The sequence below is a fragment of the Phenylobacterium sp. FG114 genome (assembly GCF_057809855.1).
Map to the genome: position 1 here is coordinate 160118 of NZ_JBMDKU010000006.1, position 14725 is coordinate 174842.

The following is a 14725-nucleotide window of genomic DNA, read 5'->3' on the forward strand; positions in this document are numbered from 1 at the left end:
AACGACAAGGACAACACGTCATGAAACTCAACCTGTGGCTGGCCCTGCCAGCCGCCCTGACGGCGCTCGCCGTTTCGCAGCCCGCGGCCGCCGCCGTGGTCACCTATACCTACACCGGCACCGTGGCCTCGGGCTTCGATGGCGCCGGGCTGTTTGGCGGCGGGGACCTGGGCGGCAAGACCTTCACGGCCGTCTTCAGCCGGGACGACGACCTGGCCCAGCCAGGCGACCTCTTCCTCGGCGACATCAACAGCTACGTCACCGGCGAAGGCCTGTTCTCGCCCGTCGGCGCCCTGATCACCATCGGCGGGTTCGCGTTCGCCGTCGGCGGCGAGAGCGGCGAGCAGAGCCAGTATGACGACGGCGTCTACGAGGGCTTCAAGCACCAGGCGGCCGGCAACGGCGCCGGCGTCGAGTTCGGCGGCAACACCATCGGCACGTTCGGCCCGGCCCCCCGTCTCGACTACCTGGCGGGGCCCGACTACCACACCCTGGGCGCCCTCTCGCAGGACGACCTGCCGGGCTTCGCCATCTACGGCGGCTTCCAGTACGTGCTCGACGACGCCGCGGCGCGGGCGCTCTACACCAGCGCGTCCTTCGACGTCGCGGGCTTCAGCGTCAGCCCCGCGCCGGGCGTCCCGGCCGGCGTGCCGGAACCCTCGGCCTGGGCGTTGATGATCCTGGGCTTCGGCGCCGCCGGCGCGGCCCTGCGCCGTCGCCAGGCGCTGGTCGCGGCCTGATCTCGGGCTCGTCATGGCGGGGACAGGCCCGGCCATGACGAGCTTCCCGCCGAGACTTCCTGTGGACTGCGGCGCCCCGTGCGGTCGCGGCGAATCCCGCGCCTTGCTAAAGAGCCCGGATGACCGTCCACACCACCCCGCCCGGATCGGGCGACGGCGACCGCATCATCGACGAGCCGCTCTCGGAAGCGCTCTCCCGCCGCTATCTCGCCTACGCGCTCTCGGTCATCACCGACCGCGCGCTGCCCGACGTGCGTGACGGCCTCAAGCCCGTGCAGCGCCGCGTGCTCTACGCCATGCGCGAGATGCGCCTGAACCCCGACAGCGCCGCGCGCAAATGCGCCAAAGTGGTCGGCGAGGTGATGGGCGGCTACCACCCGCACGGCGACCAGTCGATCTACGACACCCTGGTCCGCATGGCCCAGGAGTTCGCCCAGCGCTATCCGCAGGTCGACGGCCAGGGCAACTTCGGCAACATCGACGGCGATAACGCCGCGGCCATGCGCTACACCGAGGCCAAGCTCACGGTCGCGGCGACGCTCCTGCTCGACGGCATCGACGAGGACGCGGTCGACTTCAAGCCCACCTACGACGGCTCCGACGACGAGCCCGTGGTCCTGCCCGCCGGCTTCCCCAACCTGCTCGCCAACGGCTCCACCGGCATCGCCGTCGGCATGGCCACGTCCATCCCGCCGCACAACGCCGGCGAGCTGATCGACGCCTGCCTCCTGCTGCTGGACGACCCGGAGGCCTCCACCGAGGCCCTGATGACCCACGTCCAAGGCCCGGACTTCCCCACCGGCGGCGTCATCGTCGAGCCGCGGTCCAGCCTGCTGCAGACCTACGAGACCGGTCGTGGCGGCGTCCGCGTCCGCGCCCGCTGGGAGAAAGAGGACCTGGGCAAGGGCATGTACCAGATCGTCATCACCCAGATCCCCTACCAGGTGAAGAAGGCCGAGCTGATCGAGGGCCTGGCCGAGCTGATCGACGGCAAGAAGGCCCCGCTGCTGGGCGACGTGCGCGACGAGTCCGCCGAGGACGTCCGCGTGGTGCTCGAGCCCAAGAGCCGCAACGTCGAGCCCGAGGTGCTGATGGAGAGCCTGTTCAAGCTCTCCGACCTCGAGACCCGCTTCAGCGTCAACCTCAACGTCCTGGACGCCCGCGGCACCCCCGGCGTGATGGGGCTGAAGCAGGCGCTGAACGCCTTCCTGGCCCACCGGCGCGAGGTGCTGGTCCGCCGCGCCCGCCACCGCCTGGCCAAGATCGAGGCGCGGCTGCACATCCTCGACGGCCTGATGATCGCCTACCTCAATCTCGACGAGGTGATCCGCATCGTCCGCTACGAGGACAAGCCCAAGGAAAAGCTGATCGAGACCTTCGCGCTCAGCGAGATCCAGGCCGACGCCATCCTCAACACCCGCCTGCGCCAGCTGGCCCGGCTGGAGGAGATGGAGATCCGCCGCGAGCACGCCGAGCTGGCCGAGGAGCGCGACGGCATCGTCGCCATGCTGGGCAGCGACAAGGCCCAGTGGAAGCTGGTCGCCACCGGCCTGCGCGACACCAAGGCCCAGCTCGCCGACCTCAACGTCCGCCGCTCCACCTTCGCCGAGGCGCCGCAGATTGACACCGAGGCGGCCCTGGAAGCCATGATCGTGCGCGAGCCGATCACCGTCATCCTCTCCGAGCGCGGCTGGATCCGCGCCGCCAAGGGCCGCGTGGAAGACCCCTCCGAACTCAAGTTCAAGGAGGGCGACAAGCTCCAGTTCCTGGTCCCCGCCGAGACCACCGACAAGCTGCTGATCTTCGCCAGCGACGGCCGCTTCTTCACGCTCGCCTGCAACAACCTGCCCGGCGCCCGCGGTCACGGCGAGCCGCTGCGCCTGATGATCGACCTCGACGACAAGGTCGGCCTGATCGACGTCTTCCCGCACAGGCCGGGGACCAAGCGCGTCCTGGCCTCGAAACAGGGCTACGGCTTCATCCTGCCCGAGGAGGAGGCCATCGCCTTCCGCCGCGCCGGGAAACAGGTGCTGAACGCCGGCGATCCCTCAAAGAAGGGCGAGGGCGCCGCCGTCTGCCTGGCTCTGGGAGACGCCGACCAGCTCGCCGTCATCGGCGACAACGGCAAGCTGCTGGTCTTCCCGGTGGCCGAACTGCCCGAGATGCCGCGCGGCAAGGGCGTGAAGCTCCAGTCCTACCGCGAAGGCGGCCTCAAGGACGCCTCGGCCTTCAAGTCCGACGACGGCATGACCACCGTCGACCCCAGCGGCCGCACGCGGGCCTGGCCCGAATGGCGCGAATGGCTGGGCCGCCGCGCCGGCGCCGGCAAGCTCGCCCCCAAGGGCTTCCCCGCCACCAAGCGCTTCCGGCCGAAATAGGGGGCTGCCGTCCAGCTCCTCACCCGTTCACGGGGGAGGGGGACCCCACCCACCCGCTTGGCGGGTGGGCTGAATCAGGAAAGCGCCGGGCCGCGCGCGGCCCGGTGGGCGGTGGAGGGGGCGCTGCGGCCGCACTCCCTCGTGCCCACCCCAAATCCGTGCTTCCCTCGCCCAAACACCAAAGGAAGCGCCCCCACATGATGAAGCTCTACTCCGGCGATCTCAGCCCCTATTCGGCCCGCGTGCGGATGCAGATCTACGCCAAGGGGATCACCGACATCGAGCTGGAGCGCCCGGCCGACTTCGGCATGCCGGCCTTCCGCCAGAGGAATCCGATCGGCCGCATCCCCGTGCTCGACATCGACGGCGACCTGATGCCCGAGTCCGAGGTGATCGCCGAGTACCTGGAGGAGGTCTATCCCCAGCCCAGCCTGCTCGGGAAAACCCCCCGCGAGACCGCCCACATCCGCACCCTGGCGCGCCTCGGCGACATCTACCTCATGAACAACATGTTCATGCTCTCACCCCAGGCGCGGGCGACCAATCGCGACCAGGGCGTCGTCGACCTGCTGGGCGGCCAGGTGGTCCGCAACGTCAAGGCGCTGGACCGCATGGTCGGCACGGACGGCTACGCCTGCTGCGGCCGCCTCACCATGGCCGACTGCGCGCTCACGCCGGCCCTGTTCATGATCGAGAACGTCCTGCCAGCCACCGGCGTCGACAACCCGATTCCCGCCAACCCCAAGGTCGCCGCCTACTGGGCCGCCCTTCAGGGCCACGAGCCCGCCGCCCGAGTCCTGGTCGAACTCCACCGCGGCCTCGAAGAACGCCGCGAACTCATCCGCTCCGGCGCCTTCGAGAAGATGATGGCCGCTGCCAAGGCCGCGATGGAAAAGGCGGAGGCCTAGCGGGGAGGGGGCTCGGACGCCCCCGGGTCGGTGGCCGGCTAAGCCGCCGCCCGCCGCCGCGCCCGAACCCCAGCGCCCGCCATCCCGAAGCCCAGGATCATCAGCGCCCAGGTCCCCGGCTCGGGGATGCCCGGCGGCGTCACCGCCCGCGTGGAGATCGCCCCCACCGCGTCGATGTCGGCGCCCACCGATCCGCCGCTCGTGGCGCCTTCGTCCGCCACGTCGATCAGCCGCACGAACGAAAAGGCCGAGCTGGTCCCGAACCCGAACGCGTCGATGTCGATCCCGCGCGTGCTGCCCGTCACCGCGCCCACCGAGAACCAGGTCAGGCCGTCGGTCGAGACGTCCACGTTCGTGTCCTCCACGTCGGGCCCGATTTCGAAGATCCACAGGTCGTCGGCCGCGCTGCCCGATCCTGTCAGCACATTGTCGGTGAACCGCAGCACCAGCGCCCCGCCCACGCCCAGCGAGACGAAGTCGCAGGCCGCCGTCGTCGCGCACGAATTGGCGCCCGAATAATCCGGCGCCCCCAGCGCGTTGAACGCGCCCTGGAAGCCCGCCGAGGGCGACAGCCCTTCCAGCCCCGGCTGATACGAGACCACCGCGTCGGCGAACGAGCCTATCCCGCCCGGAAAGTCCACGCCGCCGAACACCTCGGCCTGGGCCACACCGCCGCCCAGCCCCAACACGCACGCGCCGCCCAGCAGCGCGCCCATCCAACGCTTGGTCATGATCGTTCCCTCCACCAACGGCCCGCAACGGACCGCCCCGCGCCGCACCCCGCGACGCCTTCACCATGGGCAACCAGGGAACGGCGTTCGTTGTTCCGCGTTCGGTGGGGATTTGTGGCGGCGCATCCGGCCGCTGCAGCGCTGGTTTAGACCCAGCGCAGACGTCGGGAAGACCCACTTCTGAGCGTGAGACGACTATGTGTCGCGAACAGGCACAACGCGAGACTTCTGTTCGCTTTGCACCTTTGCCTTCTGGGTCGCATCCTTCTTTCGCTTCAGCCGCTCCACGGCCTCCGCCCGCCGCGTCCGCTCCAACTCCTTCTCCATCTCGACATGCAGCTTCACCAGACGGCTGCGTGCTTCGTGTGAGATGACATAGTCGGGGACTTCGTCGAGCCGCCGGAAGCACTGAGGGAATTTGGCCATCTGAAGAAGTACCTGCCGTTCAACGGCCGGCGGAACCGTTCCACGCTGCGCATAGAGGCGGTCGAAACAACTCAGCAGCACAAAATGAAGGCCGGGCATGTGGCGAAGTTGTTTGGGTACAGGTCCGGCGATGAGCTCTTCGAAGACGTAGGGGGCGTCGATCCAGCGGCCTTCGTTGAAATCGACTCGGCGCAGATCGAGGGAGCGGATCGCTGTGACGAGGGGCGTGCAGTAGTAAGCTCCAACGCGCTCTGAAAGCGACAGCGACACCTGACAAGCGTCGACTATTGCGTCGAAGAGTCTCCGCTCGCCGACCGGCGGGGACTCGCCACTTACGGTCCGGCCGAGCTCCTGCGCGCCGAAAGTCACATCGACTGACTTGACCGCGCGCACAGAGCCATTTTGCTGTGCAATGAAGTAGGTCGTCGCCAAGTTTGACTTGGCCCCCGCGTGGCTCATCCCGGGATCTATCGTGCACCCGATGCCTTTGAACTCGCTTTCTCGCTTGTAGGCGACGGCGGCGTCCTTGGTGAACGTCATTGAGAAGAAGCGGCGCGTTCGACCGGACGCCAACGCCTTCTTCTGCACCACCTCCGGCCTTTCAACGACATCGATTTCACCCCTTAGAAAGGAACATCGGAAGAAAATCTGCTGCTGAAACAGATCGTTTCGCACACGTCGATAGAAATCGAAAAAGTCAGTTTCGGATTCGCAACGGAAAAATGCGCCATCGCTAAAGGCCCAACACTCTCCAGTTTCAAAATGCTCGAATGCAGCTTCAAGAGCCGCATGAAAATTGGAGAGAGTTGTGTTTAATTCTTGAGGACTGCGCTGCGCGATCGCGCGCGTAGACAACATGTCTATGTAGCCGCACCAGCTCTCTGCCATGTTGACCCGTCCAAATGAGGTTAGGTGTTATTCAGTACGAAGTGCACCAAGACGATGTGGCCGGACTTGCTCAGTTCGCGGAGGGTATGAAGGTTCGGAAGGTATTGGTCATATGAGTAGATTCTGAGACTGTTTATCCGTGATCTCTCTCCGAAAATGCCCCGTATCTGATCGCGAAGCTCGGGTGATTTGCGCACTGCGGAGGCGGAGCGCAGCACGGCCATTACGTAGGAGCCGGGTGACAGCGCGTTTAGCAGCGTCCGCACGCTGCGAATCGAGAGCTGTGCGCCGAAGGTTTGAAGCTGTGCGAAGGGGAAGGTGCCGGAGGGATCATCAATGACGAGGGGTTCGCCATCGATTGGCAGCGCGAGGGGTGTGAGCGTCTCCGTGAACTCTTGCCAAGTGGCGAAGGCGTCCTGAGCGCGTGCCGCGAGTTCCCCATCGGCCGCAGGGCTAAGCATCGAGAACATGACATAGGTCGCGGAGTTCTTCGCGGTCGTCGGCCCGCGAAGCATCCCGGCCCGTCGTGCGAAGCGAAGCTTGCGCGCGTAGAGCGCCGCGAGCCCGCCACCCAAATCAATAAAGTTGGCCAGCGGTGCGCGGCCGCGGAAGTAGGTGCCGACCGACACGTCAATAATCAGGTCCTCGATCAGGCGCGCTGACCGGTTGGGGTGGGCGACGATCCGGCAGCTGGTCCGTGAGAATCCAGGATGGATTTCGATTCCATGCGCCGTGGGAGACTCCTCGATAACCACCAGCAGTTCGTTGCCGTCGAAAGCCTTGCGGAGCACCGGCATCGCAACCTTGCCGGCGACGACAAGTATGCGGACGGTTGCCGTCTCTTGGCCCCGAAAGATCGACGAGACGATGGCCGATGGTGTTTGAAGGCCCAGCGCCGCGGCACGGATTGCGAACCGTACCGCGGGGATCTGAATCCCCTGTGCAGCCTCGATATGCTCGACGACGGCTCGAGCGCGACGCTCTATCTCTTCCTGGGTCTGCCGGGGGAACAATGCGTGGTCATTGCGCGTAACGACATATCCCCGCCGATCCACTCGCTAAGCCCCCCCAGCGTCACGATTCGATAACGCTGTAACCCTAGGCAAGCTTGTACATCCAGACAATCAGAAGCTGTGAGGGCGCATCCACACCTAACTCCGCGCCCCGACTTGAACCCACCACTCGATGCTCGTCACGGCCGGCCTTGAGCCGGCCATCCAACCGGCGGCGCCGATTGTCCTGCGAGCGCCGCCGACGCTCCGGAAATGGATGGCCGGCTCAAGAAAAGCAGGGCATCGCACTCCCTGCACGACCGCATCTGACGCACAGCCATGTTTCCCTCCGGCTCATGTCGGATGACATCGCCCCGATCTCCCGCGAGGAGGAGGTGCTGGCCGTGGCCATGGAGCTCGAGCTGGCGGTGGCGAAGCATGTCCAGGCCAAGCTGCTGGCGGCCGAAGACGCCGACGAGATCAACGGCCTGGGCCGCACCTGGCAGCGGGTCAGCCGGTCGCTGCGCCAGACGGTGGCCCTGAAGGCCAAGCTCACCCGCGAACGCGAGGCCCCGCGCGAGGTCCCGGCGCCGACGTCGCCCGGGCCGGCTGCGTTCTATCCGGACGTCCGGCCGCTGAGGGCCGCGCAGCGCGCGCGGATCGACAAGGTTTGCGCGGCGTCCCGGTTCCGTTTCGAGCGCGAGGGCGTCGATTGGGACGAGGCCGTGGTCACCGAGCTGCTCATCGAACTCGCCGACTACGACGATTTCCTGGAGGTGTCCGAGGACACGCTGATCGACCGCGTCCTGGAGATCCTGGACGAGAGCAAGGATCCCGAGCCCTGGGATGTCCCGCCGCGCGCGGCCCCCGCGTCACGCGCCGGGCCCGACGATCCGGACTTCCAGGACTCCGCCTGACGGCCGAGCCCGCGCGCAGCGCAGCTGTTCCAAACCACGAAAGACACGAACGCGCGCCGCCCCTCCCGGACCGCGCCGCCTTCGCCTGCCTTTTCGTGCCTTTCGTGTTTTTCGTGGTTCCTGATGATGGCGCTGACGCGCCCTACCAGGCCCAGCTACCCGTGATCATCCCCGCGTGGCTCTGGGCCTCGCGGCTGCCCTCGTAGCGGTAGCCGAAGCTGAGCCGGGCGCGCTGGCTGACCTCGGCGTCGAAGCCCAGGCCCAGGCGCACGGCGGTCTTTCCCGGCGCGGTGGCGGCCACCTCGAAGGCGGCGCCCTGCAGGCGGGCGGTGAGCTCGGTGCGATCGGCGTCCAGTTCGCGCAGCACGAAGGCCTGGGCCCACGGCGTCACCTTGGCGCCGCCGACGCCGGCCTCGCCCTCGATCCGGGCGCCCACGCGGCCCTGCAGGGCGTTGTGCACGGCCTTGTCGAAGCTGAGCCCGCCCACCGGGTCGCCCGCCTCGACCACGGCGTCGCGCCGGATGCGGTCCTTGCCCAGGCCCGCGGCCAGGGTCAGCGAGGCCGGGCCCAGGTCGAAGCCGCGGCCGGCCTCCAGGTCGGCGGCGAACGAGCTGCCTTCCGGCTTGGCGTAGGCGGCGCCGCGCACGGCCTTGTAGACGTCGGAGCCCTTGGCCACGACGCCGTTGACGTACCACCTGTCGGAACGCCAGCCGGCGTAGGCCAGGCCCTGGTAGCTGAAGGTGCGGCCCTGGCCGAGCACGCCGGCCTTCACCTCGGTTTCGGCGTAGGCGAGGGCGCCGCCGACGCGGATCGTCGGGCGGATCCAGCGGTCGGCGCCCACCACCACGCCGGTGCGGTCGGTGCGGAAGCGGCCGGCGGTCTCGTCGGCGCCCACCTTGCGGGTCTCGGCCGAGGCCTGGGCCCAGACGCCGTCCTCGCGGGCGGCCAGGCGCTCGCCCACCTCGGCGCGGAAGCCGCGGTTGGAGGTCAGCACCGCATCGACCGTGTCGGCGTGGATCTCGCCCGCCGCGCGCTCGAAGACGCCGGCGATCTGGGCCTCGTTCAGGCCGACCAGGCCGCCGGTGAAGCTGTTGGCGCCGCCCGCGCGCAGCGTGTCGGCCGCGCCGGCCACCGCCTCGGCGTTGCCGTTGGCGAGGCTCAGCGCCGCATAGCGCTGCGGCGTCACCGCCAGCACGATCGCCTTGGGCTGGTAGACCACCTCGAACCGCGCATTGGCCGGCATGCCGTCGGCGGGCTGGGTCAGGGTGGAGAACGTCCCGGTCACGCCGCCCTCGGCGGTTACCACGGCGAAGGCGTCGCCGATCCGGGGCGTGTAGCTGTTGGTGGCGTCGCCGGTGATGCCGCGGGTGATCGGCGCGATCGCACCGGCGGCGGTGAACACGCTGCCCGCGCCCGTCAGGACGACGGTGTCGTAGTGGCCGGCGCCCACGCCCGGCGTCGGTCCGTCGATGTCGATCAGGAGGCTGGAGCCGGCGTCCTGCGTCAGGCTGCCGGCGACGACCAGCCGGCCGGGTGAGTTGCCGGGCGACAGAATGCCCGAGACCTTGACGGCGCCCTGGATCAGGCCGCTGCCGCCCACCGTGGCGCCCGGGCTCACGAAGACGTCGCCCGCGAAGACGCTGTTGAAGCTGAGCTGGCCTTCCTTGACGCAGGCGCCGATGGCGTTGCCGCCCGCGCCCAGCAGGTTGAGCTTGCCCGCGCCCACCTTGGTGAAGCAGGCGTCGCCGCTCACCGGCCCCATCAGGGTCACCTGGTTGGCGCCGGTGTCGAAGCGGGTGTCGGCGCCGGCGATGGTCACCGCCTGGTCGATCACGATGTTGCTGGTGAGGATCAGGCCGGTCTCGGCGTTCAGCACGATCTGGCCGCCGCTGGCGCCCAACGAGCCTGGCGCGCCGGCGACGACGTCGCCGCCCTTGATGTCCAGCAGCTTCAGGGTGCTGGGCTGCGACAGCGTCAGCGTGCCCGAGCCCGTCTTGCTGATCGCGCCGCCCCCGACGATCTCGCCGCCCAGGACAACGTTGTTGGATTGCGTGTCCAGCCTCAGGATGGTGTCGCCGCCCAGGTCGATCTTGCGGGTCAGGGTGAGGGGAGCGTCGGCGCGCAGCGTGCCGCCCGCGATCACCAGGGGGGCGCTGGCGGCGCCGAGGTTGGTCTCGTTCTCGATGGCCAGCACGCCGCCGGCCAGGGTGACGCCTTGGAAGGTGTTGACGCCCTTCAGGGTGAGGACGCCTTCGCCCAGCTTGCTGAGCCGGCCGTCGCCGGTGACGGTCCCGGCGAAGGTCAGGTCGTGGCCGGCCGTGTCGATCCCGCCGCCGGCGGCCATGACGGTGATGTCGGTGGCCACCTCGCCGGTTGCGCCGATGGTCAGGGTGCCGCCCTCGAAGACGGGCTTCACCTTGCCGCTGGTGAGGTCTTCGGCGGAGTAGGTCTTGCCGGCCTCGATGTTGGTCGGGGGCGGTGGCGTCTCGGCGGCTGGGGCAGGGGACCCGCCGCCCGCCGCGCCCACGGCGGCGGCGATGTCGGTGCCGAAGATGTAGTTGTAGTTCAGGTTGATCGAGGCGCCGTTGGCCAGGCTGCCGATGTTGAAGGCCATGCCCAGGGTGTAGTCGCCGTTGCCCAGGAACGTGCCGGCCAGGTAGCCGGCCGGGGCGGCGGTGAAGCCGGGGGCGGCGGTGAGGTGCGGCGTGGCGTCGGTGGAGTAGAGGCCGATCACGTACTTCGAGACCGTCGCCTCGCCGTAGATCAGGTCGGTGGCGGGAATGCTGCCCGAGCCCTGGAAGTTGTTGGTCGCGCTGGTGTCGCCGGCGGCGGCCACGGCGTCGGGGTCGGTCAGGCGCACGAACGACAGGCCGGTGATGTCGGTCAGCGCCGTGATCGTGGTGTCGATCTGCAGCTGCTGGCCGTTGGTGTTGAAGCGGTAGTCGTGGGTGACGGCCAGAGTCGAGCCGTAGGTGCCGGTCCACACGACGCGTTGGTCGAAGGTCGTGCCGTTGTAGGCGACGCCGTTGTAGCTGGTCAGCGCGCCGCTGATCGAGGCCGAGCCCAGGGCCGCGTTGCTGTTGGTGGCCGTGAATGCGCCGCCGCCGGTCGTGCCGACCAGGACGAAGGCCTCCTGCGGCGTGCCCGGCGTCAGGTAGTCGTAGTTAGGGTTGAACGTGCCGGTGCCCGTGCCGTCGTAGAGGATGCCCGGCCGGGTCGAGCCGCCGGTGCCCAGCGTGCCCTTCTCGTTGACGCCGATCTTCAGGTAGTCGCCGGCCAGCACCACGCTCTGCGCCAGGGCCGCCGACGGCGCCACCAGCGCCGTGCTCGCCATCACCGCCAGCGCCAGGTTGCGGCGCGCCACGAATTGAGAATTACGCACTTGGAACGACCCCCGAGAAAACCAGGGCGCCGCTCTAGGGTCGCATCGTTAATGCAGGCGTTACCGTGCCGGTGCGGCAAATTGGCTGGCGGCCGCCGCCCGAGGCGGGCGTCGCCCCGGCCGGACAATTGGTCGCTGCCGGCTAGAGGTCGAACGCCGCGCGCCAGCGGGCGCCGCCGGCGGGAAAGCTCAGCTTGGCCTCGGCGTTGGGCTGCGCCGCCAGCGCCCGGCTCAGCAGCCGCGAACCGAAGCCCCGGCGCTCCGTGCGCGCCGGCGGCGGGCCGCCGGTCTCGCGCCACTCGATGGTCAGCCGCCGCCGTGGCCCCGTGGTCTCCACCTGCCAGCTCAGCCGCACCTCGCCGTCCTTGCCCGACAGCGCCCCGTGCTTGGCGGCGTTGGTGGCCAGTTCGTGCAGGCATAGCGCCACCGCCACCGCCGCCTCGGGCGCGAGCAGCGCCGGGCCGCCCTCGAGCTGCAGCCGCCCGGGCGCCTTCGGCCGGAACGGCGCCAGCGCCCGCCCGGCCAGCGCCTCCAGCGTCACCTCGCCCCAGCCGGCGTCCACCAGCACGTCGTGCGCGTCGGCCAGCGCCGAGAGCCGGGCCGCGAAGTCGCGCCGCGCCGCCTCGGTATCGCTCGCCCCGCGGAAGGTCTGGTCCGCCAGTGACTGGACGACGGCCAGGGTGTTCTTGACCCGATGGTGCAGCTCCAGCTTCAGCAGGCGCTCGCCCTCGCGCGCGGCCATCTCGCGGGCCAACGCCGCGCGCAGCAGCGTCACGACCCAGATCACGAAGCCGCTGCTCGCCAGGAAGAAGCCCACGCCCAGCACCAACCGGCGGGTGGCCACCATCTGGCCGGCCTGCGGTTCGAGCAGGAACACGCCGCCGGCCGCCAACGCCGCGACGCTCGCCGCGCCGGCGGTCACGCCGCCGAACACCGTCGCCACCAGCACCGCCAGGATGAAGGCCGCGAAGGGCGCACCAAGGCCGATCCACGGCGCCAGGCCGAGCCGGATCCCCAGCGCCAGCGCCGCCAGGCCCAGCCCCAGCGCGATCCGCATCGCCGGGCTGCGCGGCTGCCGCGCGATCCGCCGCACCAGGAAATCGGTCACGAAAGCTCCCCGGCGCACGTCCGGGCGGCGCCTCCTCGAACGCCATTCTACGGAATCGGGCGGATTACGCACCCTGCAGAAACGACGCGGCCGCCACCTGACGTTGCGGAAGGATTTTTCCCAGATTTAACCGAATGCCGACCTTTCGGATCTAGGCTGCCCGCCTCGAAACGGGAGCAGGACGTGGGGTATAGCCCTTGGCGCGGTGAGGGACGGCGGCTGGCCGTGCTGGCGGCCGTCTACGCCGCGGCCACGACCTACAGTCTGGCCGTCGCTGGCCCCTCCAACCTGCCGGTCATCTGGACGCCGAACGCGGTGCTGATCGCCGGCCTGCTGACCCTTTCGCGGCGGGGCGCGATGATCCTGCTGGCCCTGTCCGCGGTGATCCACCTCGCGGTCCAGTTCAATCCCGACGCCGCGCCGTTCGTCTTCGCGGTGACGGCGCTCGACACGCTGCAGGCGCTGGCGACCGCGATCGTGGTCCGGGCGCTGCATGTGCCGATCCGGATCCGCAGCATGCGCGGGCTGCTGTGGTTGGCGCTGGTAAGCGGCGCCTTCACCGCAGCGACGTCGCCGTTCGTGAGCGGCCTTGCGGGCCTCGCCGGAGGCTGGGGCCTGAAGGGCTGGTTCGGCTGGACGGTCTCCAACGCCCTGGGCGTTGCCTTGGTGCTGCCTACGATCCTCATCCTCCTCGACCCGCGCCACCGCCGCGCCTTCCCGGCCAGGGCCGGTGAAACGGCCGCCAGCATCGCCGTCGTGCTGGCGACGTCGATTGCGGTGTTCACCGTCGATACGCCGCTCCAGGTCCTCTTGTTCGCCCCGGCGTTGCTGGCGGTGTTCCGAGGCGGGCCGCGCGCCGCCGCCATGCTGGTGCTGGGTTCTCTGGTGGTCGCCATCCCGACTGTTCTGGCCCGGACGGGCCTCGAGCCCGAAGCGGCGATGGCGCCCCTGCGCACCGCTCAGCTCTTCCATCTGATCCTCTATGCGGTCTGCATGACCGCCGCCCTGGCCCTCAGTCGCCAGGCCCGGCTGCAGGCGTTGCTCCTCCGCCAGACCGCCGCGGCCCGCGCCGCCGAGGTTCGAGCCCGCGCCGCCAGCCAGGCCAAGTCCGAATTCCTGGCCACGATGAGCCACGAGATACGCACGCCGCTGAACAGCATCCTTGGCTTCGCCTCGCTGGTCGCCGACGATCCCAGCCTTTCTGACGAGAACCGCCGACGCCTCGACCTTGTGGGTCGCGCGGGGCGTTCGCTCGCCGATCTCGTCAACGACCTGCTCGATTTCTCCAAGGTCGAGGCGGGCCGGCTGGAGCTGAGCCTGGCCGCGACCTCGCCCGCCGCCATCCTGCGGGACGCCGCCGCGATCGTGGCCCCCACCGCCGAGGCGAAGGGCCTGACGCTCGATGTCCAGGTCGACGGCGACGAGAATTCGGCGTTCGTCCTGGATGAGGGGCGCCTGCGCCAGGTCCTGCTCAACCTGTTGGCCAACGCCGTGAAGTTCACCGCGAAGGGCGGGGTCACGGCGCGCCTCGAGATCGACCCGCTTAACGGGCTGTTGCGCTTCGAGGTCGAGGACACTGGGATCGGCATCGCCCCGGAGGTGCAGGCGCGCCTGTTCCAGCGCTTCTCCCAGGCGGACAGCTCGATCAGCCGCAGTTATGGCGGCACTGGGCTGGGCTTGGCGATCAGCCGGGCGCTCGTCCGGCAGATGGGCGGTGAGATCGGCGTCGACAGCGCGCTGGGGCACGGCGCCCGCTTCTGGATCGCCCTGGCCGCGGAATCGGCTGCCCCGCCGCAAGCCAGAGCGGAAGCCCCCGCAGCCGCCTCACCGACGGCCGCCCGGGTGCTCCTGGTCGACGATCACCCCATGAACCGAGAGTTGGGCCAGGCGCTTCTGACGCTGGCCGGTTGCGAGGTGACCGCGGTCGAGAGCGGCGCCCAGGCGGTCGAGGCTGCGCGCGCCGGAGGCTTCGACGTGATCCTCATGGACGTCCACATGCCCGGGATGGACGGACTGGCCGCGACCCGGGCGATCCGCGCCCTCGACGGGGCTGCCGCCGCCGTGCCGATCGTGGCGCTGACCGCCGACGTTCGCCCGGAACAGGTGGCCCAGTGCCGGGAGGCCGGCATGGACGACCACGTCGCCAAGCCCATCCACCGGGAACAGCTGCTGGCCGCCGTCGCCCGCGCAGTGTCGCCGGCGGAAGCCGCGCCGGTCGCGCGCCACGCCTAATTCATCTACCTGTCGGGTCGCTG

10 protein-coding genes are annotated in these 14725 nt (G+C 69.4%); 5 read left to right on the forward strand and 5 right to left on the reverse strand.

The window, feature by feature from the left end:
- The first annotated feature begins 20 nt into the window (after positions 1–20).
- From ACODSY_RS12210 to ACODSY_RS12220, 3 genes are all read left to right on the forward strand, one after another.
- Positions 21–740, forward strand: coding sequence for a PEPxxWA-CTERM sorting domain-containing protein (locus tag ACODSY_RS12210; RefSeq protein ID WP_488952019.1), 720 nt, complete (start codon positions 21–23; stop codon positions 738–740).
- A 119-nt stretch (positions 741–859) separates the two neighbouring features.
- Positions 860–3118 (forward strand): DNA topoisomerase IV subunit A, encoded by a 2259-nt coding sequence (gene parC, locus ACODSY_RS12215; RefSeq protein ID WP_488952020.1) that lies wholly within the window; start codon positions 860–862, stop codon positions 3116–3118.
- A gap of 197 nt (positions 3119–3315) precedes the next feature.
- Complete coding sequence (locus ACODSY_RS12220; RefSeq protein WP_488952021.1) at positions 3316–4026, forward strand: glutathione S-transferase family protein; 711 nt, start codon at positions 3316–3318, stop codon at positions 4024–4026.
- Between the two features lie 38 nt (positions 4027–4064).
- On the opposite strand, the gene ACODSY_RS12225 is transcribed toward ACODSY_RS12220, so the two are convergent.
- From ACODSY_RS12225 to ACODSY_RS12235, 3 genes are all read right to left on the reverse strand, one after another.
- Entirely contained in the window at positions 4065–4757 is a 693-nt protein-coding gene (locus ACODSY_RS12225; RefSeq protein ID WP_488952022.1) for a PEPxxWA-CTERM sorting domain-containing protein, read from the reverse strand.
- A 195-nt stretch (positions 4758–4952) separates the two neighbouring features.
- Complete coding sequence (locus ACODSY_RS12230) at positions 4953–6071, reverse strand: hypothetical protein (RefSeq protein ID WP_488952023.1); 1119 nt, start codon at positions 6069–6071, stop codon at positions 4953–4955.
- A 20-nt stretch (positions 6072–6091) separates the two neighbouring features.
- Positions 6092–7084 (reverse strand): hypothetical protein, encoded by a 993-nt coding sequence (locus ACODSY_RS12235; RefSeq protein WP_488952024.1) that lies wholly within the window; start codon positions 7082–7084, stop codon positions 6092–6094.
- A gap of 335 nt (positions 7085–7419) precedes the next feature.
- On the opposite strand from ACODSY_RS12235, the gene ACODSY_RS12240 reads away from it, so the two are divergent.
- Positions 7420–7980, forward strand: a complete 561-nt coding sequence (locus ACODSY_RS12240) for a hypothetical protein (protein ID WP_488952025.1) — start codon at positions 7420–7422, stop codon at positions 7978–7980.
- 142 nt (positions 7981–8122) lie between these two features.
- Here the strand turns inward: ACODSY_RS12240 and ACODSY_RS12245 are convergent, their stop codons facing one another.
- Entirely contained in the window at positions 8123–11362 is a 3240-nt protein-coding gene (locus ACODSY_RS12245; RefSeq protein ID WP_488952026.1) for an autotransporter family protein, read from the reverse strand.
- A gap of 142 nt (positions 11363–11504) precedes the next feature.
- A complete protein-coding gene (locus tag ACODSY_RS12250; RefSeq protein WP_488952027.1) occupies positions 11505–12470 on the reverse strand; it encodes a sensor histidine kinase in 966 nt (321 codons plus the stop codon).
- Between the two features lie 183 nt (positions 12471–12653).
- On the opposite strand from ACODSY_RS12250, the gene ACODSY_RS12255 reads away from it, so the two are divergent.
- Positions 12654–14702: a hybrid sensor histidine kinase/response regulator gene (locus ACODSY_RS12255; protein WP_488952028.1), complete on the forward strand. Its 2049-nt coding sequence runs from the start codon at positions 12654–12656 to the stop codon at positions 14700–14702.
- The last annotated feature ends 23 nt before the right edge of the window (positions 14703–14725 follow it).

What these genes read in the sequence shown, in the direction of transcription:
- ACODSY_RS12210 (WP_488952019.1), top strand. Translation starts at nt 21, where the DNA reads ATGAAACTCAACCTGTGGCTGGCCCTGCCAGCCGCCCTGACGGCGCTC.
- parC (WP_488952020.1), top strand. Translation starts at nt 860, where the DNA reads ATGACCGTCCACACCACCCCGCCCGGATCGGGCGACGGCGACCGCATC.
- ACODSY_RS12220 (WP_488952021.1), top strand. Translation starts at nt 3,316, where the DNA reads ATGATGAAGCTCTACTCCGGCGATCTCAGCCCCTATTCGGCCCGCGTG.
- ACODSY_RS12225 (WP_488952022.1), bottom strand. Translation starts at nt 4,757, where the DNA reads ATGACCAAGCGTTGGATGGGCGCGCTGCTGGGCGGCGCGTGCGTGTTG.
- ACODSY_RS12230 (WP_488952023.1), bottom strand. Translation starts at nt 6,071, where the DNA reads ATGGCAGAGAGCTGGTGCGGCTACATAGACATGTTGTCTACGCGCGCG.
- ACODSY_RS12240 (WP_488952025.1), top strand. Translation starts at nt 7,420, where the DNA reads ATGTCGGATGACATCGCCCCGATCTCCCGCGAGGAGGAGGTGCTGGCC.